The 22,147-nt window shown below is 58.4% G+C and carries 17 protein-coding genes; 10 read left to right on the forward strand and 7 right to left on the reverse strand.

Annotated features, from left to right (window positions below; genetic code table 11):
* Positions 1-26: 26 nt before the first annotated feature.
* Positions 27-1,646 carry a peptidoglycan DD-metalloendopeptidase family protein gene (locus tag IE123_RS02610; protein WP_229819543.1) on the reverse strand — a complete coding sequence of 540 codons (1,620 nt, stop codon included), beginning with the start codon at positions 1,644-1,646 and terminating at the stop codon, positions 27-29.
* 764 nt (positions 1,647-2,410) lie between these two features.
* Between IE123_RS02610 and IE123_RS02615 the strand changes: the two genes are divergently transcribed.
* From IE123_RS02615 to nfi, 4 genes are all read left to right on the forward strand, one after another.
* Positions 2,411-3,292 (forward strand): LysR family transcriptional regulator, encoded by an 882-nt coding sequence (locus tag IE123_RS02615; protein ID WP_189514798.1) that lies wholly within the window; start codon positions 2,411-2,413, stop codon positions 3,290-3,292.
* A gap of 121 nt (positions 3,293-3,413) precedes the next feature.
* On the forward strand, positions 3,414-4,424 hold the full coding sequence (locus IE123_RS02620; RefSeq protein ID WP_189514800.1) for a glutathione S-transferase family protein: 1,011 nt from the start codon (positions 3,414-3,416) through the stop codon (positions 4,422-4,424).
* Positions 4,425-4,894: 470 nt separating this feature from the next.
* Entirely contained in the window at positions 4,895-6,622 is a 1,728-nt protein-coding gene (locus IE123_RS02625) for a DEAD/DEAH box helicase (RefSeq protein WP_189514802.1), read from the forward strand.
* A gap of 170 nt (positions 6,623-6,792) precedes the next feature.
* Positions 6,793-7,521, forward strand: a complete 729-nt coding sequence (gene nfi, locus IE123_RS02630) for a deoxyribonuclease V (RefSeq protein ID WP_189514804.1) — start codon at positions 6,793-6,795, stop codon at positions 7,519-7,521.
* 27 nt (positions 7,522-7,548) lie between these two features.
* On the opposite strand, the gene IE123_RS02635 is transcribed toward nfi, so the two are convergent.
* Positions 7,549-8,568 carry an alpha/beta fold hydrolase gene (locus IE123_RS02635; protein WP_189514806.1) on the reverse strand — a complete coding sequence of 340 codons (1,020 nt, stop codon included), beginning with the start codon at positions 8,566-8,568 and terminating at the stop codon, positions 7,549-7,551.
* Between the two features lie 324 nt (positions 8,569-8,892).
* On the opposite strand from IE123_RS02635, the gene IE123_RS02640 reads away from it, so the two are divergent.
* A complete protein-coding gene (locus IE123_RS02640; protein WP_189514808.1) occupies positions 8,893-9,471 on the forward strand; it encodes a hypothetical protein in 579 nt (192 codons plus the stop codon).
* A 67-nt stretch (positions 9,472-9,538) separates the two neighbouring features.
* On the opposite strand, the gene IE123_RS02645 is transcribed toward IE123_RS02640, so the two are convergent.
* Positions 9,539-12,847, reverse strand: a complete 3,309-nt coding sequence (locus IE123_RS02645) for an AAA family ATPase (protein ID WP_189514810.1) — start codon at positions 12,845-12,847, stop codon at positions 9,539-9,541.
* Positions 12,844-14,130, reverse strand: a complete 1,287-nt coding sequence (locus IE123_RS02650; RefSeq protein WP_189514812.1) for an exonuclease SbcCD subunit D C-terminal domain-containing protein — start codon at positions 14,128-14,130, stop codon at positions 12,844-12,846. The genes IE123_RS02645 and IE123_RS02650 overlap by 4 nt, the downstream gene beginning before the upstream one ends.
* A 463-nt stretch (positions 14,131-14,593) precedes the next feature.
* Here IE123_RS02650 and IE123_RS02655 point away from each other — a divergent pair, with 463 nt between their 5' ends.
* The 4 genes from IE123_RS02655 (at position 14,594) to IE123_RS02670 (ending at position 18,087) form a co-directional block, all read left to right on the forward strand.
* On the forward strand, positions 14,594-16,270 hold the full coding sequence (locus IE123_RS02655) for an OpgD/OpgG family glucan biosynthesis protein (protein WP_189514814.1): 1,677 nt from the start codon (positions 14,594-14,596) through the stop codon (positions 16,268-16,270).
* Between the two features lie 133 nt (positions 16,271-16,403).
* Positions 16,404-16,955 (forward strand): histidine phosphatase family protein, encoded by a 552-nt coding sequence (locus IE123_RS02660; protein WP_189514816.1) that lies wholly within the window; start codon positions 16,404-16,406, stop codon positions 16,953-16,955.
* 80 nt (positions 16,956-17,035) lie between these two features.
* Complete coding sequence (gene tpx / locus IE123_RS02665; RefSeq protein ID WP_189514819.1) at positions 17,036-17,536, forward strand: thiol peroxidase; 501 nt, start codon at positions 17,036-17,038, stop codon at positions 17,534-17,536.
* Positions 17,537-17,655: 119 nt separating this feature from the next.
* On the forward strand, positions 17,656-18,087 hold the full coding sequence (locus IE123_RS02670) for an OsmC family protein (RefSeq protein ID WP_189514821.1): 432 nt from the start codon (positions 17,656-17,658) through the stop codon (positions 18,085-18,087).
* A gap of 86 nt (positions 18,088-18,173) precedes the next feature.
* Here IE123_RS02670 and IE123_RS02675 read toward each other — a convergent pair whose 3' ends face one another.
* From IE123_RS02675 to argE, 3 genes are all read right to left on the reverse strand, one after another.
* Positions 18,174-18,602, reverse strand: coding sequence for an RcnB family protein (locus tag IE123_RS02675; protein WP_189514823.1), 429 nt, complete (start codon positions 18,600-18,602; stop codon positions 18,174-18,176).
* Between the two features lie 182 nt (positions 18,603-18,784).
* Positions 18,785-19,168, reverse strand: a complete 384-nt coding sequence (locus IE123_RS02680) for a hypothetical protein (RefSeq protein WP_189514825.1) — start codon at positions 19,166-19,168, stop codon at positions 18,785-18,787.
* 166 nt (positions 19,169-19,334) lie between these two features.
* The gene (argE, locus tag IE123_RS02685) at positions 19,335-20,510 is read right to left on the reverse strand and encodes an acetylornithine deacetylase (protein ID WP_189514827.1); all 1,176 of its coding nucleotides are present in this window, start codon (positions 20,508-20,510) and stop codon (positions 19,335-19,337) included.
* 283 nt (positions 20,511-20,793) lie between these two features.
* Between argE and IE123_RS02690 the strand changes: the two genes are divergently transcribed.
* Positions 20,794-22,113, forward strand: coding sequence for an MFS transporter (locus IE123_RS02690; protein ID WP_189514830.1), 1,320 nt, complete (start codon positions 20,794-20,796; stop codon positions 22,111-22,113).
* The last annotated feature ends 34 nt before the right edge of the window (positions 22,114-22,147 follow it).

Here is a 22,147-nt window from a genome sequence, read left to right on the forward strand (position 1 = left end):
TCAATGTGTTGCCATTGGTGATGGCATCAGGATTCGTCGTCCTTGTCATTGTTGGCGCCGTGATGGACCTGCGCCACGGCGCGGGTGTTGTCGGCACTATCAAGCTTGGCAAGAAGTTCTCTCGATTCAGTCTTGAAGCTTGCCAGTTCCTTGCCGGTCAGCGAGCGTCCGCCTGGCAGTTTGACACGCATGGCGTTGACCTGAGAGCCGTTGGCAATGATTTCGTAATGCAGGTGCGCGCCGGTGCTGCGACCGGTATTGCCGGACTTGGCAATTTCCTGACCCATCTTCACGCGCTGTCCGGGTTTGACCTCGGGACGCGATAGATGCAGATAGCGGGTCTGATAGCCGTTGTCGTGAGTGATCACGATATATTTGCCGGCGAGCGGATGACTGACCACCTTGGTGACACGGCCATCAGCAGGGGCGCGCACCGAGGAGCCGACCGGCATTGCGAAGTCAGTTCCCTTGTGAGGAGAGATGCGCCCTGTGACCGGATGACGCCGCTTGAGGTTGAACGGCGAACTGATGCGGTACTGACCCTTGAAAGGGTAGCGATTGAAGGCAGGATCAAGGCCCTGACCGTCAGGCGTATAGTAATCGCCGTCATGTCGCACGATCGTCAGATCGTCCTTGCCTTCGTAATGGGCTGCCAGAATGCGCGAATCATAGGGCTTGCCATCGATGACATCCGACTCGACCAGTACCTGGAATTTGTCACCATCACGTGCCGAGCGATTGAAGTTGAGCTTCTTTCCCAGCACCGAAATCAACTCGGCTACCTCACCGCTGGAAAGGCCGGTAGCACGCGCCGAGGAGCCAAAGCTCCCATTGACCGTACCGGCGAAGAGACGCTGCGTGGCCTCGCCGGTACGCTCAATGTCATTGACGCTAAATCGCTCGTCGGTATTGTCGCGCTCGAAGAGATAGCCGCTGCGGGTGTTTTTCATGACGCGAAGCGCCAGCAGATGCCCCTGCTGATCGACCTTGTAATCCAGCTCGTTGCCAACGCGCAGATTGGTCAGCGCCTTCTTGTCGGGCGCATCGTCCATCAGCTTGAGCACTTCACTGTAACCCAGCCCCAGACTGTGTTCGGCCAGCTCTGCAAAGGTATCGCCTGCCTGTACCTTGTAGGTCTGCCATTCAGGGGTGTAGGGCTCACGGGTTTCGATCTGACTGCTCAGCGAAAACTGTCCGCTCAGACTGCCATCGTCGGAACCTGCAAAATCATCGGTATCATCGTCGTTGAAGTTGTCGACATAGGACGTGTGTCCGCCCAGGCCGTCGCCCATGCCCGTAAGATGGTCGGCGCGGGCAATGGCTTTCTCCGGGCTGCCGGCAGCATCGCCGTGGTTCAATGCTGCACCTGCATTCATGGCCGTCAGGTTGGACGCTACGGCCAGTGCCTGTTCAACATTGATCTGGTTGCCATGGGCTATCCCGTTTGCGGCCGGACCGGCAAGTGCCAGTGCACTGGCAATGTCGAGATGCGTCGGCTGGCCGAAGGCACGTGCCTGCTCCTGTGGCGCGGCAAGTGCGATGCCCATGGGCTGTGTGACCTGCTGCAGTTCTGCCACCGTGGCATCGGTTGCAGGTGATGTGTTCGTGTTCTGATAAAGCTGATGCGCGCCCAACACGCCAACCATGGCGGTAACCGGTAATAACATTAGCCTGTGCGTGCGGGGTAGCGAACTGAAAATTCGCAACATGATTATTGGCGCCGTATACAGATAGATAAAGGGGATAAAGGCCGGATTACCTTACCTCAAGGTCAGGAAGATGCCTAGTGTGAATATCAATAATTGGGCACCTTTATTGAAGGTTAAAATGCGTTATGAGTAGCAATGATTGATATACGGTCATTGTGAAGCCCTTGTACAAGGTTGATTCCTTGAAAGTGGCCGCTCGAGGGGTTCGCCAAACCTGCTTTTCCGGGGTTGCGCCGCACAGCTATCACATCGGCGTGACAACAAAAGGGTATTCAGTATCTGTATCAGGAAAGAAGCTTTCAGCATTTTTTAACTGTATGTTTGAACAGCTATAGAGGTGGCGTGCGTGTTGAAATACATTTTTTATCCTTGATTTTGATACTAATAAGAAAGGTATTTATTAAACGTATGATGACAGTAATTCAGGCGCCATTTATTTTAAATGATGACCGAAAAAATGCTGCATTCTGCATTTTTTGCACATCGATAAAATGTTGTTTGTAGTTTTTTGTTAAGCATGAAAATTATTTTTCATGCAATTTTTCGTGACAGGATTAAACATTGCCTACCTGGCTGGCATGATACTGATTGTGCCGATCGGCGCATTTAATGCGCTGATTGAAAAGATATTTTCAGTGCAGAATTGATCATGATGGCAGGGTAAATGCTGGTGATGCTTCCAAAAGTTGACAGGATGTAACATGTCTCGAGTAACGCTGGTCCAATGGCAAATGTTGGCAGCCGTGGTGGATCATGGTGGTTTTGCGCGCGCTGCAGAAGTGATCCACAAGAGCCCCTCCAGCATCAATCATGCGGTTCATAAACTCGAGGCCCAGCTGGGCGTTCAACTGCTCGAGACCCGTGGGCGCCAGCTGCGTCTTACCGAGGCGGGGGAGATGCTGCTGCGTCGGGCGCGACAACTGCTGGAAAGTGCCGATACCATCGAGGCGGTGGCCGATAGCCTCTCCGGCGGTCTGGAAGCCGAGATCACCATCGCGATCGATCAGATTCTCGCACCTGAAACCTTGTGCCATGCCCTTGATCGCTTTTCGCAGCAGTACCCACACACGCGTGTTCAACTTCATGAAGAAGTACTCAATGGCGGTGTAGAGATGCTGGTGGATAATCGCGCAGATCTTCTGATCTGCGGATTGCCGGTGCCGGGCTATCTGGGAGAGCTGCTGGGTGCGATTCGCTTTATTGCCGTGGCGCATCCCGACCATGCGCTTCATCAGCTGGGTCGATCGCTGGATTTGCGTGATCTTCGTCAGCATCGCCAGATCGTGACCCGTGATTCTGCGCTGCGTGAGCAAAACGATAGCGGCTGGCTCAAGGCCGAGCAGCGCTGGACCGTTTCTCATGTGGCGACCTGCCTGGATATTCTGGCCCGTGGGCTGGGGTTTGCCTGGGTGTCACAGGCCCGCGTACAGCCACTGCTGGACAGTGGGCAGCTCAAGGCATTACCACTTCAGGCCGGCGGTATTCGTGAGGTGCCGCTTTCCCTGTACATCAATGATGTAGAAGGGGCCGGGCCTGCCGTGCAGGCCATGGCCGAAGCGCTGCGTCTTGAGTTTCGTACCTGATATCTGAAGCACCAGATGCGTGTGCTGACCGGTTTTTGTGTCAACCGTATTTGAAGCAACTATTCTCACGGCCCGAACATGTATTTCCCGGGCATGGATTTAACCGGACAAGGAGACTGTCATGGGGTTACTGGTCGATGGGCAGTGGGTGGACCGCTGGTACGACACCAGGGGTAATGATGGCGAATTTGTTCGTGAATCCGCACAGCTGCGTGACTGGGTTACGCCTGATGGCGAACCGGGTCCTGAAGGGCAGGCCGGCGTCAGTGCGGGTAGCAACCGCTTTCATCTTTATGTGTCGCTGGCCTGTCCGTGGGCGCATCGGGCGCTGATCATGCGTCGCCTCAAGGGGCTTTCCGATCTGGTGGGCGTCTCGGTGACCAGCCCGTACATGCTGGATGAGGGCTGGACCTATGAGCTGGAGGAAGGCTCAAGCGGCGATCCGGTCAACGGCGTGCGTCGCCACTATCAGCTTTATACGCTGACGGATGCGCATTACACGGGGCGCGTGACCGTGCCTGTGCTGTGGGACAAGAAAAAATCACGCATCGTCAACAATGAATCTGCCGATCTGATGCGTATTTTCAACACGGCCTTTGATGAGCTGACCGGCAACACGCTTGATCTTTACCCGGCGCCGCTGCGTGAAGAGATTGATCGCATCAATAATGAGGTCTATGACCGGGTCAACAATGGGGTGTACAAGGCCGGATTTGCCACCGAGCAGAAAGTGTACGAAAAACATGTCACTGCCCTGTTCGAAACACTTGATCGGCTGGAGGCTCTGCTCGGCGAGCGACGCTATTTGGTGGGCGAGTATCTGACCGAGGCCGATATTCGTCTATTCACCACGCTGGTGCGCTTTGACAGCGTCTATTACGGTCATTTCAAGTGCAATCTTCAAAGGATCGAGGATTATCCTGCACTGTCAAACTATCTACGCGAGCTTTATCAATGGCCGGAGATAGCCGAGACCGTCAACATGACGCATATCAAGCGTCACTACCATGGCAGTCATCCGAGCATCAATCCCAATGGCATCATCCCTCTGGGGCCGGTGCTGGATCTTGATCGGCCGCACGATCGTGAGCGTCTACCGGGCAGAGGCATCCGGCAACGCACTCATCAATAACGGATGTATCAAGAAGAGGTCATAGGCAGGAGCCATCGATGCGATGGCTCCTGCCACCTGTTGTCTCTTCGACTTTCGGCGTGCACAACCAGCCGCACTGTGATAGATTATGTCCACCTCGCTTGTGAAGACCCTGCCATCTCTGCTGATTCGCCCCCATTGAGACTGCCGTTGCGTAGGGGACGATTCTCCAAGGCGCCAAAGCGCCCACGCATCGATGGAGCATTGGGCACCATACGACGGCAGTGACTGCCACGACCTGTCGGTCGCCGCGTATGACGTGTTGCCCAGATGCAATAACGGTCGCCACATGCCACGGATATCGCCGTTTGTTCGCCTGTAGTGCGAACCGATCGTGACGATACGAGTGCGACCGGTCCGGGAACCATCCGATATGTCTATCGTCCGATGAGTGTCTCCCGACCAGACATTTTCCCCCGCCGGTTTGATACCGGCTTATAAGGTGTGACATGACTTCTACTTCCGTTGCCTCGCCGAATTTCGGTGACATGGCGCTGCTGCCTGCTGTTCTTGAATCTCTTGAATCCCTGGGCTACGAAACGCCGTCTCCCATTCAGGCACAGACCATTCCATCGCTTCTGGAAGGCGCTGACCTTTTGGGTCAGGCGCAAACCGGTACCGGCAAGACAGCCGCTTTTGCCTTGCCGCTGCTCTCCAAGCTGGACCTTGATCGTCGCGAAGCGCAGGTGCTGGTACTGGCCCCGACGCGTGAGCTCGCCCAGCAGGTTGCCGTGGCCTTCAGCCGCTACGGTCAGAATATCAAGGGCCTTGAGGTCGTGACACTGTGCGGTGGTCAGGACTACCGTGAACAGATGCGCGGTCTGAAAAGTGGTGGCCAGATCGTCGTGGGTACACCGGGTCGTGTCATCGACCACCTGGACCGCGGCTCACTGAGCCTGACCGGCCTGAATGCGCTGGTACTCGACGAAGCCGACGAGATGCTGCGCATGGGCTTCATTGATGACGTCAAGCGCGTCCTCAAGGATACCCCGACCGACGCACAGCGCGTATTCTTCTCGGCGACCCTGCCGCCGGAAATCTCGCGCATCGTCAGCCGCTACCTGGTTGACCCGATTACCGTACAGATCGAATCGCGTGCGGCCACGACCACCATCCAGCAGCGTCTGTGTCGCGTTGATGGCCCGGCCAAGATTGAAGCGCTGGCACGTATTGTCGAAGTCGAGCCGGTGGATGCCGCCATCGTCTTTGTCCGTACCCGTGCGTCATGCACCACGCTGGTGGATCAGCTGGTCGCCCGTGGTATCGCTGCGGCACCGCTGTCCGGTGATCTGGATCAGAGCCTGCGTGAGCGTACCGTACAGCGTCTGAAAAAGGGCAAGGTCGACGTGCTGGTAGCGACCGACGTTGCCGCTCGTGGCCTTGACGTACCGCGTATTACGCATGTCATCAACTTTGACATGCCCCACGATACCGAAGCCTACATTCACCGTATCGGCCGTACCGGCCGTGCCGGTCGTGAAGGTACGGCAATCACCTTTGCCGGTGGCCGTGAAGTGCGCAAGATTCGCTGGCTCGAGCAGGCGACCGGTCAGAAAATCGAGATCATGGAGCTTCCTGACGAGAAGACCATGCGTGCGCATCGCGACGAGAAGTTCAAGGCGCGTGCCGAAGCCATGCTCGAGCGCGGTCATGAGCACCAGCGTGCCATGGTCGAATCGCTGCTGGAAGAAGGGATCGATCCGATCGATCTGGCCTGTGTCTTTGCAAGCCTTGCCCGTGCCGGTGAGCCGCCGATTCGCTCACTGCCGAAGTCCAATCCGCGCAGCGAGCGTCCGGAACGTGGTGAACGCTCCGAGCGTGGCGGTGAGCGTCGTCCCCCGCGTCGTCGCGAAAGCGGCCCGACCGAAGGCATGACCCGTTACCGCCTGGCCGTGGGCCATCGTGACAACATCAAGCCGGGTCAGCTGGTTGGTGCACTGGCCAATGAGGGTGGTATCGAAGGCGCTCGTATCGGCCGCATCGACATCCGCCAGACCCATAGCCTGGTCGAGCTGCCCACCAGCCTGCCCGAGACCGTACTGGCCAAGATGGCGCGTGCCCGTGTTGGCGGTCGCCAGCTCGAGATCAGCAAGGACAGCGGTCGTCCGGAAGGTGGTCAGAGCGAAGGTCGTGAGCAGCGTCCGCGTCGTGATGATCGTCGCCAGCAGGCCTCCTGAGGCCATGATGCTGATGCGCTGAAAGGCGCATCGGCATGAAAGCTATCATGAAAGGCCCTCTGCCCAATCGGCAGGGGGCCTTTTTCATGTGTAACGAAAAGCACCGCGCCAAGGCGCTGGCATTCATTGAGCAGCGTTGTCTACGCTCAGACAACATCCAGGGAGGGCATATGACATCAACACGGCAGCCATTACATGAGTGGACCGTCGATCCCGACACCGCCATTGCGCTACAGAAATCACTGGCGCCTCGCATCGTGCGCAGCGATCAGATCGGAGAGGTCAACCATATTGCCGGGGTGGATATCGGCTTTGAGGATGATGGCAACATCACGCGTGCCGTGATCGTGATCATGCGCTGGCCTTCTCTTGAGATCGTGGAGCGCGTACTGCACCGCACGCCCACGAAGATGCCTTACATCCCCGGGCTCTTGAGCTTTCGCGAGCTGCCGGCCGCTTTGGAGGCCTTTGAGCAGCTGAGCGTCATGCCCGATCTTTTGATGGTGGATGGCATGGGCATTGCCCATCCGCGTCGACTGGGGATTGCGGCGCATCTGGGGCTCTGGCTGGACATGCCGGCCATCGGCGTGGGCAAAAGCCGCCTGTGCGGCCAGCATGACGACGTGCCTGAAGCGCGCGGCAGCTGGGTGCCGCTGATACACCGCAACGAGACCATCGGCGCCGTGCTGCGCACCCGTGAACGCGTCAAGCCGCTTTATATTTCGACCGGTCATCGAATCTCTCTGGAGAACTCGATCAGCTGGGTCATGCAGTGCCTGACCCGCTACAAGCTGCCGGAACCTACCCGACAGGCCGATCGCCTCGCATCTCGACGCACTGCCGAGACACGACGCCCTGAAGGCGACGCCGCACCTCGCCAGGATGACCTGTCGCTCTAAGATATACCGTTATTCTGGTATCATGACTCAGTGATTCTGGCCGAGCCATTCAAGCAGCGATTCATGAAAGCGCTCGGGGGCCTGTACCTGAGGTGAGTGCCCCAGGTCCTCGAAGTGCACGTAGGTCGACTCGGGGATGCGCTCGGCAATCTCCGGACCCAGTTCGGCGTAGTGGCCCAGCGTTTTCTGAACCTCTTCCGGGGCCAGGCCCTTGCCGACGGCAGTGTTGTCCTGATCACCGACGATCAGCAGGGTCGGGATCTCAAGGTCCTTGAATTCATACACGACCGGCTGGGTAAGAATCATGTCGTAGGTCAGTGCCTGGCTCCAGGCATTGATGTCGCGGCCTTCACCGCGATACATGCCGGCCTGCATTTCTACCCAGCGATCATATTCGCCCTTCCAGTGCCCAGCGTAGTAGGTGCTCTGTTGATACTCGCGCATCTTATCGGCGCTGGCCTGTTTCTCACTCTCATACCAGTCATCGATTGATTGCCATGGCACGCCCTTCGCCTTCCAGTCCTCCAGTCCGATGGGGTTAACCAGTACCAGCCGCTGAGTAGCGTCGGGATACATCAGCGCATAGCGTGTGGCCAGCATGCCACCCATCGAATGGCCCAGTACGGTCGCGTTCTCGATCCCGAGATGTTCCAGCAGGGCATGGGTATTGCTGGCCAGCTGCTGGAAACTGTACTGATAATGCTGCGGCTTGCTGGACTTGCAAAAGCCGATCTGGTCCGGCGCGATCACGCGATAACCCTGCTGTGTCAGCGCCTTGATAGTTGCTTCCCATGTGGCGCCGCAAAAATTCTTGCCATGCATCAAAACGACCGTTTCACCGTTGGCATCGCCCTGTGGGGCCACGTCCATGTACATCATTTCAAGCGATTGCTGCTGGGAGTTCAGTTCAAAACGATGCAGTGCCCACGGGTAGTCGAAACCTTCCAGTCGGGGGCCATAGACCGGTGCATCATCAGCAGTGTCATTGGCAGCCATGGCGGACAGTGCCAGAGAAGCAAGCAGAGGGGCCAGCAGGAGAACGCGCATGAAATATTCCTTACCAGACATCGTGGGTCGATGTTGTTGTCGTGGAGGTGTCAGATATCCATCGTTTGACGGCTCTTGAGTCTGGCAAAAAATGACAGGGCATAATGAGGCCGGTGTGGCTTTTTAAGTTCTCCTAAAGACCAGCAGGCGCACGGTCGGGCACGACGTTGAATGATTCGATCTGTCATGATCTTTCGCCACAGGCGACACGCAGGCCCTGTATCCCGCCATGGGCGGCACACAGTGCTGTCGAAGTGGTCGTTTGTTTGCCATGATATGACGCCTGAACCCACTATGCCCATCGCAATCAAAGGACCCCCGGCCATGCAGAAAAAAGGTATTGGCGATTTCTTTTTCACCATCGTTCTCTGGATTCTGATCGGTGGTCTGGCCCAGTGGCTGATGCAGCATCAGCTCAATGGCGACGGGAGCAGTGCGGCGGTGACCGGAATGTCCACCGGCAGCAACATGGCCGAAGGCGTCGGCTTTTCCTCCTACTGGAGCGCGCTGGGGCTGGTATCGCTGTTTTTTGCTGTCATTGCCTTTATGGCGCGTGATTTGATGCGCGACAATCCGGTGACACGTTCGCTGAAGGTGATTGGCACACGTCTTTTGAGCACGACCTTTGATATCGGCCTTTTTGCGCTGGGCGGTACGCTCTTTTTGATGCTCAGCCCGACGGCCGTGAATACGGTGCCACAGTGGCAGGCGCTTTTCATCGGCATCAGCCTGCCGTTTTTTGTCGTCATCCTGATCGTACTGGGCATTATCTGGTGTCTGCTGAGATTTTCGCGCCTCTCGCTGGTGAGCATCCCGGCGCTTGAGTTCAAGCCGATGGTGCGGGTAGCGCTCTATCTGGGTCTTCTGGCGATTCTGGTGCTGGCGGCCTGGCTGGCGATATAAGCTGCTCCCGATAAAAAAGGCCTCTCTGGAGGCCTTTTTTTATGGTTAAAGGATGGGTCTTAGAGGCTCAGCTCAGGCTGATATCGCTCTGGCCATTGCCGCGCGGTGCCACCCGGATCTGCACCGGTATACGTTCATGCATGTCCTGCACGTGGGAAATGACACCCACCCGGCGACCCTGAGACTGCAGCGCATCGAGGGCATCCATGGCCTGTGACAGCGACTGCGGATCGAGGCTGCCAAATCCTTCATCGATGAACAGGGTTTCAATGCGTAGCTGATGGGACGCCATCGAGGCCAGCGCCAGCGCCAGCGCCAGCGATACCAGAAAGGTTTCTCCGCCCGAGAGCGAATGGACGGAACGGCGCTCATCGCCCATCTGCGTATCGATGACCAGAAGCCCCAGTTCACTGCCGCCACGCGCCAGTCGGTAGCGCCGCGCCAGGCTTTCAAGATGAATGTTGGCATGCTTGATCAGCCGCTCCAAGTTCCAGGCCTGAGCAATACGGCGAAACTTCTTGCCATCGGCGGCGCCGATCAAACCGGAAATGCGTCCCCAGCGTGTCACTTCACGGCGGTGCTGTTCCAGAGTCTTCTCGATCTCGCGGGCCTGGGTGCGGCAGTGATCATCGTGACGAAGCGCATGGTCAGCCTCATCGCGCGCGCTTTGAGCCTCCGGCAGGCGCGTTGCCAGGCTCGCCTGATGTTGGTCAAGCGCGGCAAAACGCGCATCGCGCCACGCCTTCAGAGTACGTGACTCATCCTGTGGGGGCATGGTGGCATCAGGCTGCCCGGCATGTTCACCGTAATGGTGGCGATGACGTAGAAGCACCTCCAGCCGCTCCTGACTCAGCAGATACGCCTCGTTGAGACGCTGGTCCGTGGCCGCCATGTCGCGCGAAAGCTGTTGATGCTGCTCGGGCGTAAAGGACAGCAGTGTTGCCAGCGTGTCATCGTCGATGTCGGGATGCGTTTCACGCCACTGTGCCATGTCCCGTGACAGGTTATCGCGGGCAAGTGCCTGATCCTTTCGTTGCTGTTGAAGCTGCCACACCTCCTGCTCAAGCGTTCGGCACTGCTCGTGGCAGGCTTCCAGACGCTTGTGTGTCACGGTGAGCTGTTGCTCGGCTGTTTCGAGTCCGCGATCAAGGGTGTCACGCCAGGCGCTGACATCCGGGTGGTCGCCAAGTTGCGCTTTCAACGTCTGGATCAGCGTATCTCGCTCGTCAGCGAGCGGGGCAAGCGTGGCCTCAAGTGTCTGGATCTGTTCCCGTGCATGTGTCACTCCGGCCTCCAGCCGTACGGTTTCTACTTCCAGTCCGTGCAGTTGTTCCTGAAGCGGTGTCCTGATCTTCTGGTCCCGATCAAACTGCGCCAGACGTTCGGCCTGCTGGCCATGACGGGCATGGATGTCGGCCTGCTGCGTCTCAAGCCATGCGCTGCGGGCATCCAGAGTAATGGCAAGCAGCGCCTCGCTTTCGTGACAGGCGTCAAGGCGGTGTCGGGCCTCATGACGCTGCGTGCCGAGCGTCTCAAGCGCCTCGCTTCGTTGCGCCATCTGACTGCTGAGTTCGCTGTAGCGCCCTCGCAGCGCCGCGCAGCTTTGGTCCAGTGCATCGCGGGCCTGTCTGGCCTCTTCAAGCTGGCGCTGCTCTTCGCGCTCGGTGGCCAGGAGCATGGCATGAGCAGGCTGAGACGGTGGCTGGCGGGTATAGGGGTGATCATGGCTGCCGCATACCGGGCAGGGGCTGTCCGTTTCAAGGCCTTCGCGCATGGCGGGCACGCTATCGCTGCGGGCGGCACGCAGACTTGCGATGCTTTTTTCAAGCTGTTCAAGCGTGGCCTTTTGCTGATCAAGGGCCGTGCGTGCGCTGGTGCCTTCTTCTCGCAGCGCTGCAAGCGTCCCTTGATCCGTGGCCTGCTGCATCTCCAGTGCCTGGTAACGCTGATCCAGCTGATGCCAGTGCTCGTAAGCGTGTTTCAGATCGTCCAGCTGCTGGCGCTGCCGGCGGTGTTGATCCAGCTGATGCTGGGTGGTTTCCCGCCACTGGGTGAAGGACTCGGTGCCCTCGGTCAGCTGTTGAAGTCGCGCATCAACATCTGCCAGTGATTGTCGCTGCTGGTGTTCCTTCTGTCGGCAGGTCGCAAGTTTTTGCTGCTGATCTGCCAGTATCTGTCGCTGGCTCCCGAGCTGCGCCTGGGTGTGCAAGGCGCGCTGGTTCAGATCCTGGTAGCGCTGCTCGTCAAGGGCGCACTGTGCCAACAGCGGTTGCTGTTGTCGGTGATGCTGGCGCCGCGTCTCCAGATGCATCTGGTGAGCCTTGTGCTGTTGAGCGACGTCATCACGCTGGCGGCTGGCACTGGTCAGGTGTTCACGCACGATGTCGTGACGGTCATCCAGCGCCTTGAGCGAAGCGGTGAGAGTCTCGTGCTGCACAAAAAGATGGCGTGAGGGGGCAAGGGCATCGAGCTGCGAGAGTCGCTGACGCTGGGCAGCCTGCGCGCTGCGCTCGTGCAGGGCCTCGTCATGCGCCTGACAGGCGCGCTGCCAGTAGGTTTCAAGCTGCTCATCGGTGGCAAGCCAGGCCTGTTCGCGTTCAAGTGAGTGCTGCTGCGCCTTGAGCTGCTGCAACTGTGCCAGGGTATCGGCAGCGTGTGCTTCCAGCGTGGCGCGGGCCTCGGGGTCGGCCGGTGTCTGCTGGCCCAGCTGGGCCTCCAGTGCGGCAACCTCCTTTTCACAGGCCCGGGTGCGCTGAAAGGCGGCAATGGAAAAACGTGAATAGATATCGGTGTCGGTCAGCTTTTCCAGCAGTTCGCTGCGCTGGTTGTCATCGGCTTTCAAAAAGGCGCTGAACTCGCTTTGCGCCAACAGCACAGCACGGGTGAACTGTTCAAAGCTCAGGCCGAGATGCTGTGGCAACAAGCGATCAAACTCGCGCTTTTGCGAGGTGATGACCTTTTGATCCGGCAACGACATCAGGCTCTGTTCGATGCCCTGCAGCTTGCCGTCTGCCTTGTGGCGCGCGCGTCGCACGCGCCAGCAGGCCCGATAATGCGCGCCGTCGCGGCCGCGAAAATCGACCTCGGCATAGCCGCTGCTTTCGCCTCGACGCAGCAGGGTGCGTGGGTCGGCGGTGATTAGGGTTTCTTCACCGACATCGGGGGAGAAGGAATCGCGTCCCGGCGCGGTACGAAGGCGCGGGGTGCTGCCATAAAGCGCCAGGCACAGCGCGTCCAGCAGCGTGCTCTTGCCGGCGCCGGTGGGGCCGGTAATGGCAAAAAGCCCGGCGCTGTCGAGCGGCGTGGCGGTGAAGTCGATGGTATGCGGGCCGCTCAGCGAGGCAATGTTGTGAAGGCGAAGGGCCAGAATTCTCATGGATTTTCCTCGGGCGGCTCGTCATCAAGAAGCGTCTGCAGCAGCGTCTGGACGTCGTGCATGACCTCTTCGGGCGGCAGGTCGCCATATTCCCTGGCCCAGGTGCGGCTGAAAAGGTCCGCTGGGCCCAGCGCGTCCAGCGACTCATGGTCCTCATGTGGCGCCTGTACCCGCGAGACCTGGGTGGTAATGCTGACCAGGCGCACGGCCTTGTTCGTCAGTGCACGCTCGATCAGCGGGCGTAGATCCACCCGAGGGGCATCCAGTACCACGCGCACGTCAAGCCAGGGCCACTGTTCACGCGGCAGTTCGGTTGGCGTGTCGTCCAGAAGGTCGGGGCCTGCCAGGGTATCGAGAACGTCATCAAGCGTCAGCGGGCCCACGCGGTGCATGGCCACGGCACGAGGGATGGGCAGCGCCGTGACCTCCTTGAGGTGCTCGCCCTCCAGCGTGATGTCCAGCACCTGATGCGGGTAACGGTTCTCGGAGAAATCCATCGCCAACGGCGAACCGCTATAGCGAATATGATCGCTGCCCACCCGTTGTGGCTTGTGCAGATGACCCAGCGCGACATAGGCAATCTCTGCCGGGAACAGCGAGGCAGACAATGACTCTTCACCGCCAATCACGATGGGGCGCTCACTGTGCTCGGAGACGCTGGCGCCATGAAGGTGGGCATGGCTCATGGCGATCAGTGCCTGGCCCGGGCGGCGTTTTTTGATGCCGGCCTCAAACAGTGCCTCATGAACGCGGACCATGCCGTGCACGTAGCTGTCGCCGGCCGTCTCGGGGGCTTCTTCATTGTCCTGCGAAGACGCGTCGCATGTCCTGCCGGTGACCTCGGCCGGGCGCAGAAAGGGCAGCGCCAGACACCAGGCACGAATGGTGCCGTGCCTGTCCGGAAGGGGCACGATCAGACGGTCTACGTCGGGCTCACCGCTGTCATGCCAGATGATGCGTCCAAGGGCATGGGTATTGAGACGGCGCAGCAGCGGGGCGGGCAGCTCGATGCGCGTCCCGCTGTCATGGTTGCCGGCGATCATGACAATGGTCAGTTGCGGCAGGCGTTCATGTGCGCCGATGAGAAAATCGTACAGCAGTGACTGCGCAGCCATGGAAGGGTTGATGACATCAAAGATGTCACCGGCAATCAGCAGCGCATCCGGTTCACGCGCGCTGAGTGTCTCCAGCAGCCAGTCAAGAAAGTGGCGGTGTTCATTATGGCGCGACTGGCCGTGAAAACGCTGGCCGAGGTGCCAGTCAGCGGTATGGATCAGTTTCATCAGGCGCTACCGTCATGAAGGATGGGGCAAAGGGTATCGGGGCATCCGGGCGTTATCGAGCGATGTCAGAAATCATGAGGGCATTTCGGATGTAATGACAGGGCCATCTTCCGTGTGATTGTGAAAACGACGTGTCGCAGGTGAGCATCTCAAGGTCGGCATAATAGGAACGTCCCATTAATACAGGTATATTCCTGACCCGTCGCAGGCAGGCATTGGTGTGCATGGCTTTTCAGGAAGCCGGGCATGCGTAAAGGTGAACAATATCAGCACCCGGGCGTCAGACCAGTGACACAGCGTCACCAGGTTTTACGCAAGGGCAAAGGAACCGCCAATGCATGCGATGGTCGATTCTGGTTAACCTTGGGTCAATCAAAGCCCTGTGATCGGCTGACCCTGTATCAATTCACTCTGGATGGCGGCTCGGGCAGGGTCGTATCGTCTTAAAAGGAAAGTCTTGTCCATGGATCGAAGAACTCTACTCAAGGCGTCTGCAGCGCTGTCAGCTCTTGGGATGTCGACCAAATCCCTGTTGGCACGTGCCAGTGGCAACAACAACCGTGGTCCCGGTGAGGGGATCGAGGTGGCGCTGGATGACAAGGGCACCGACTTCGATTTTGACTGGCTCAAGTCACACGCCCGCGAGATGGCCAAATCCGAGTATCAGGACACCACCGAGACGCTGCCCGATACCCTGACGCTCGACAATCTCGATCCGCATGAATATCAGGCCATTGAATACGATCAGAAACACGCCATGTGGTCCGATCGCGCCAATTCTGCCGTTCAGGCCCAGTTCTTTCACGTTGGCATGCAGTTCAACCAGCCGGTGCGCATGCATAGCGTGGTGGATGGCAAGGCCTACGAGATCCATTTCCGCCCCGAGCTTTTCACCTATGAAGGCACGGGTATCGATGTCGACCAGCTCAAGGGCCACGATCTGGGCTTTGCCGGCTGGCGGGTGTCACGAAACCCTGACTTTTCGGCACTGGCCAACGTGGTCTCCTTTCTGGGCGCCAGCTATTTCCGCGCCATCGACAAGAACAATCAGTTTGGTCTGTCGGCGCGTGGTCTGGCCATCGATACCGCCATGCCGGCGGACAAGGGGCAGGAAGAATTTCCGGTCTTCACCCATTTCTGGTTCGACGAGCCGCCGGCCAACCGTGCCCGCTTTACCGTCTACGCCCTGCTGGACTCTCCCAGCGTTACCGGGGCCTACAGGTTCGATATCGACTGTCAGTCCGAGCGGGTGGTGATGGGCGTTGATGCCAATATCTATCCGCGCAAGAACATCGAACGTCTGGGGATTTCGCCCATGACCAGCATGTTCCTGACCGGTACGAGCCAGCGCATGCGTCGCGACACCATCGTGCCGCTGGTGCATGACTCCGACCGTTTGTCGATCTGGAGCGGAGACGGCGAGTGGATCTGCCGCCCGCTCTATAACCCCGATGTTTTGCAGTACAACACCTTCGAGGATGAAAATCCGCGCGGTTTCGGGCTGGTTCAGGACGACCACAACTTCGAGCACTATCGCGACGTGGTCAATTACTACCATGCCCGCCCGAGTCTGTGGTGTGAGCCGACCAGCGATTGGGGCAAGGGGTCAATCACGCTGATCGAGCTGCAGACCATGGGGGAGACGGTCGATAACATCGCCGCCTTCTGGCAGCCTGAAGCGCCGGTCGAGGCGGGGCAGGAGCTGAACTACAGCTACAACCTGTACTGGAGCCCGCATCCCCCGGTCAAGCCCTCGGTCGGTCAGGTCGACAAGACCTGGAGCGGCATTGGCGCCGTGCGTGACGGCTGGATTCCGGGTGAGCACTCGCCCGAGACCTGGGCACGTCGCTTCGCCGTCGATTTCCGCGGCGCGCCCATCAATGACATGCCGCATGATGCCGAAATGGAAGCGGTCATCTCGGCCTCTACCGGCGAGGCGCAGATTGTTTCGGTCACCAAGCTGGGCGGTCCACTTCAAATGTGGCGCGCGCAGTTTGACTGGTATCCCAAAAGCGAGCAGACCGACCCGGTCACGCTGCGGGTTTATCTGCGCCAGGGGAATCAGACGCTGAGCGAAACCTGGCTTTATCAGTTTGTGCCGCCGGCGCCGGCGGATCGCAACTGGGATCGTCACGGCTGAGACAAAAAAGGCAGTATGGCAACGGACCCGTCAGGGTCCGTTGTGCCTTGTGGCGCATGAAGGGTAACGCCTGACGGTTGTGAGGGGTACACTAAAGACGTTATCCGCTGACCGATAAGTGCCGGAATTGTCAATGACCGAGCTATTGCCGCGTCCCTTTGTATTTCTTCGCCATGGCGAAACCTTCTACAACCGTGCCTATCTGATTGCCGGCAGCCCGAATGTGCCGCTGACCCCGCGTGGCGAGAGTCAGGCGCGCGACGTCGGGGTCATGCTCAGACGTCAGGCCTGGTCTCATGTGGCCGTCAGCACGATGTTTCGCGCTCAAAAGACCGCGCGGCTGGCCCTGCCCGAGAGTGAGCTTCATTTCTACGCAGGGCTTCGAGAGCGTCACTGGGGAGCGCTGGAAAAGACCCCCATCCAGGACCCGATGCCCTATTTCGAAACCCCGGAAGGCGGTGAATCCTGGGCGGATTTTCAGCGGCGGGTGGTCGATAGCCTCAACACACTGCTTTCACGCTTTGATTGTCCGCTGGTAGTGGCCCACTCCGGCGTTTTTCGGGTGATCTGCAATGTGACGCAGGGCCATCCGTATGGCGCACGCATTGGCAACGTGGCCCCTATCCTGTGCCAGCCGCCGGCAAAGGATCAGGAGGTCTGGCAGCTCACGCCCTGGCAGGGATAGGTGAGCGAACAATATCCATCTACGCTTCAGGTCGCCTGTATTGAAGGGTGATTCATGTGGGCTATCAGGAGAGATTTTGCATGACGACAGTAGGCTATGGTGATGACCGTGTAGACGTTGGCGGACACTTCCCCGCGCCAGGTGACAGGGCGCCCGCGTTTGTGCTGACGGGACGAGAAATGAACGATGTTTCTCTTGAGGAGTTTGCCGGACAGCGCAAGGTGCTCTCGATCGTGCCCAGCATTGACACCGGGACCTGTGCCACATCAACGCGCAAGTTCAACGAGCAGGCATCACGGCTTGAAAACACGGTCGTGCTGGTGATTTCGGCAGATCTTCCCTTCGCGGCCGGACGCTTTTGCGGCGCCGAAGGGCTGGACAACGTGCTGATGCTTTCTACCTTTCGCGACCACGCCGGTTTTGCGCAGGCCTATGGGGTGGATATTCAGAGCGGTCGCCCGCGCGGGCTCTGCGCACGGGCGGTCATTGTCCTGGATGAAAACGATCAGGTGTTGCACAGCGAACTAGTCGATCAGATCAAGAACGAGCCTGATTACGAGACAGCACTATCGGTTTTATAAACAGCGTATCCTGGATTAAGTTGTCACTGCGACAGGAGTGACTATCCTGTAACCAGTGCACTGTCATGCTGGCAGGGCACAGGGACTTGTAAACATTATTGGCATCAGGGAGGCATGTAATGGCCATTCAGAAGAAAGGTTCTGCCGAATGGGAAGGAAGCCTGAAGCGAGGAAAGGGTGTTGTTTCCACTGAAAGTGGCGCGCTCAAGGAAAATCCCTACGGCTTTAATACCCGCTTTGAAGGCCAGCCGGGTACCAATCCGGAAGAGCTGATCGGCGCGGCGCATGCCAGCTGTTACTCCATGGCGCTGTCCATGATTCTGGGACAGTCGGATCTTGAGCCTGAAAGCATCAAGACAGAAGCCACGGTAACGCTTGATCAGGACGACAGTGGCTTTTATATCAGCAAGGTTGATCTGAAAACTGTCGCGCGCGTCCCGGGTGCCGATCAGGAAGCCTTCGAGAAGGCAGCCAACGCTGCGAAGGAAGGCTGCCCGGTATCGCGTCTGTTCAATGCCGATATTACGCTGGATGCACGCCTTGAAGGTTGAGCCCGGCGCTGTTGGTTGACAGGCGATAAAAAAGACCCCGCTTCAGGCGGGGTCTTTTATGTCCGGATGTGAGGGGTTCAAACCGGCTAGGGCGTCTCGGGCGCTTGTAGTACGCCCGGGAAAATATCGTAAAAGGTATCGGAAGCAATGCCGATCAGGACAATATCGTTGCCGATTCGACGCCAGGCGTAGCCCTCGTAGCGGGGCAGTGCCTGTTTGACGCTGTCCGGTAACTGCTCGCTGTCGACATTGTCCGGCAAGCGGTCACCTACCTTCAGCGAAGGATCAACAGCGTTGAAGCTTCGACGCTTGAAGTCTTCCCGGTGGGCGGCAAGAGTCCTGATGACCATGGCGCGATCCACACGGGGGCCGCTTTTGGATTCACGAACGCTACCGGCGCCCGGCGAAGCCTCATAGCCCTGCTGACTCTGCGAAGCTGCCTGTACATGCCCCAGGGGCATCAGTAGCAGCCCAAGGCTCAGGGGAATTACCATAAACGCTGGATACATACGCATTCCAGTTTCCTTCCGGCCAAATAATGAAGCCGGATTACACATCTTCGACGCAATGAAAGCGCTGGTGTAATCCTGTGATGATTGTTGGGTTAGTACTTTTTATGGGTACATACGCAAGGGGCCGCTTTCATGAAAGCGGCCCCGTCAGACGGACGAGCATACCCTGGTGGTGCAACAGGCCTTCAATGTACCAGCCAGTCCTTCCCCGGACGAATAATACTGGGTGCCGGTGCTGAACCATACTTTTCATAGTACGCCTGACGCTGGCGCCATTCGGCGCGCTGGAGGCGATGCTTTAGCTGAACAAACCCTTCCTTGCGATCGTACTCACTATCATCGATCAACATGGCGGACGACTGACAGAAGGCCGAGGAGAGCTCTGCGCACCCCTTTCCCGCTGTTTCAACAGACGTTGAGCTGCGTTTGAAAAATTTCATGAGGTTCCCTCCCTTGTACTGTAACCACAATGTTGCTTTTATCATGGCGACAGTATCGACAATGGCCTTATCCGTGGCTGTGCCGTTACGTTGTGTGACAGTGTAGATGATTACATCAGCAAAATTCACCCTCCTGCATCAATACTCTTGCACAGCGCTGCCACACTTGCTGTCATCAATTCGGTTCATATCAACGGCACACTGCCCGGCGGTGCCGGTCCACCGGTAACATCCTGTCATGATAGATCCGATTTGATCCGGCAGCGCAGGGTGGCACAACATGAATCTTAAGGTTCTACTCTGCCATGATCTCGCCCAGCGTTTGCATGAAGTGCGCTCCACGGTCGAGTTGCTCAAGAGAGATGAACTCATCTGCACGGTGCGCCTGCTCGATACTGCCCGGGCCGCAGATAATGGCCTGCAGGCCGGCCTGCTGAAACTGCCCCGCTTCAGTGGCATAGGCCACCGCCTGGCCATCCTCATGCACGCCCAGCCTTTCAAGCAGGGCCAGTGCCTGGTCATTGTTGCGGTGTTCAAGCCCCGGCACGGTATCGGTCAGTGCCCTGGTTTCAATGGCAAAGCCTTCATCGACGGTCCTGAGCGTCTCTTCGAGCTCATCGCTGTATTCGCGAAAGCGGGCATACACGGCCTCAAATCCTTCCTCGGGCAGATGACGAATCTCCCACTCAAACGCACAGCGCTGCGCCATGATATTGATGGCATTGCCGCCTTCAATGGTGCCGACGTGCAGACTGGAATGGGGCACGTTGAAGGCATCATTGAGATGCCCCTCTTCGGCCAGCTCGCTCATGATGTCTTCGATGCGGCTGATCAGGCGCGCCGCTACATGAATGGCCGAGATGCCCTGATTGACCTGACTTGAATGGGCCGGCACGCCATGTACCGTTGTTCTGAGCGTCGTGATGCCCTTTTGCAGGATGACCGGCGCCATCAGGGTCGGTTCTCCCACAATAACGGCGTCGGGTCTGGGGTGATGCGCGACCAGGTGCTCGATCATGCGGGGTGCCCCCAGACAGCCAATCTCCTCATCGTAGGAAAATGCCAGCCAGATGGGGCGTTTGAGATCCTGCTGACACCAGTCAGGCACACCTGCCAGGGCGCAGGCCAGAAAGCCCTTCATGTCACAGCTGCCGCGACCGTAAAGTCGGCCGTCCCGTTCGGTCAGCGTAAACGGATCGCTTTGCCAGGCCTGGCCTTCCACCGGTACGACATCGGTATGGCCGGACAGCACCACGCCGCCGGCCACATTGGGACCGATACGGGCCAGCAGGTTAAAGCGCTCGCCGTCATCGCTGGCGATGCGCTCATGGGTGACGCCATAAGCGTCAAGAAACTGCTCGATCCATTCGATCAGGGCCAGATTGGACTGGCGGGACAGCACATTGAAGCTGACCAGCGTGGCCAGAATGTCCCGGGTGGTAGCCGGGTGTGAAGCAGGGGTGGTCGTCATGGCGCTCTCGGACTCCGAACAGGCTGGAAGAGATGACCCGCCAGCATTGAGAGGGCAGGTACTGACCATGAGTGTAACGTAGCCATGGCATCACGAAATATCGCGCCGCCACGGGAACTTTTGTCAACTTTCGTGAGTGAGGTTTTCTGTTATGATCAGGCTCGGCTCAGCCGGCACCCATGTTGCGTGATCCGCGAATGCCGGCAGCTCACGTCGCGTGATCCGCGATCAGATTGACTTCGTATCTGCCACGTCAACTGCTTTTTAGATAGCGACATTCCCCATGAACAATGCCAATTTCAACGGACCATCGACGTCCGTGACGCGCCCGTTGGGCGCCCGCGATATCAAGACCCTGGGGCTTTCCGCACTGGGTGGTGCGCTTGAGTTCTACGATTTCGTTATCTTCGTTTTCTTTGCAAGTGTGGTTGGCCTGCTTTTCTTCCCGCCCGATATGCCTGAATGGCTGCGCCTGGTGCAGACCTTTGGCATCTTTGCCGCAGGCTATATTGCTCGCCCCATTGGCGGCATCATCATGGCGCACTTCGGCGACCGGCTGGGCCGCAAGAAGATGTTCATGCTCTCCATCATGCTCATGGCGCTGCCGACGCTGATCATGGGTCTTTTGCCCACCTATGCCACCATCGGCTATCTGGCCCCGATTCTGCTGTTGGCCATGCGCATGCTGCAGGGCGCCGCCATCGGTGGGGAAGCGCCGGGGGCCTGGGTATTCGTGACCGAGCACGTACCGGCCCGCCACACAGCCTTTGCCACCAGTACCCTGTCGGCGGGCCTGGTGGCCGGCATTTTACTGGGCTCGCTGATGGCGACCGGTCTGAATTACGTCATGAGTGATGAAACCCTGTACAGCTGGGGCTGGCGCGTACCGTTTCTGGTCGGCGGTGTACTGGGCTTTGTGACGCTCTACCTGCGTCGCTATCTGCATGAAACGCCCGTGTTCACCGAGATGCAGGAAAGCAAGTCCCTTTCCGAGGAACTGCCCATTCGCACCATCCTGCGTGACTACCTGCCGGGCGTGGCCATTTCCATGCTGGCGACCTGGCTTTTGACCGCGGCTGTAGTGGTCACGATCTTGATGACGCCCACGCTGCTGCAAAGCTTTGCCGGTATCGATCGCGGTCTGACGCTGCAGGCCAACTGTGTGGCGATCGTCTGTTTGATCATCGGTTGTCTGGTGGCCGGCGCGCTGGCGGATCGCATCGGCGATGGCATCGTACTGATCCTGTTCTGCGCAGGGCTTGGCATCACGTACTTCTATTTCTTCTGGCTGATGCATATTGATGTCTCGATGCTGTTCCCGCTTTACGCCCTGGTAGGCTTTTTTGGCGGGCTGACCGGGATCGTACCGGCGATTGCGGTCAAGTCGTTTCCGGCCGCCATTCGTTTTACGGGGCTTTCGTTTTCCTACAACGTGGCCTATGCCATTGCCGGTGGTCTGACGCCCATGATCGTGACGACTTCGATCAAAAGCCTGCCGATGTCACCTGCCTGGTATGTCGGAGGGGTCATGATTGTGGGGGTGATCATGGGAAGCCTGCTGGCCCGACGCCATTATCACTATCGCGCGCAGCCTGCGCACTGAGACAAACTTTCCTGTCAGACGCTTATCAGCCAGG

The sequence above is a fragment of the Kushneria pakistanensis genome (assembly GCF_014652795.1).
Taxonomy (GTDB): Bacteria; Pseudomonadota; Gammaproteobacteria; order Pseudomonadales; family Halomonadaceae; genus Kushneria; species Kushneria pakistanensis.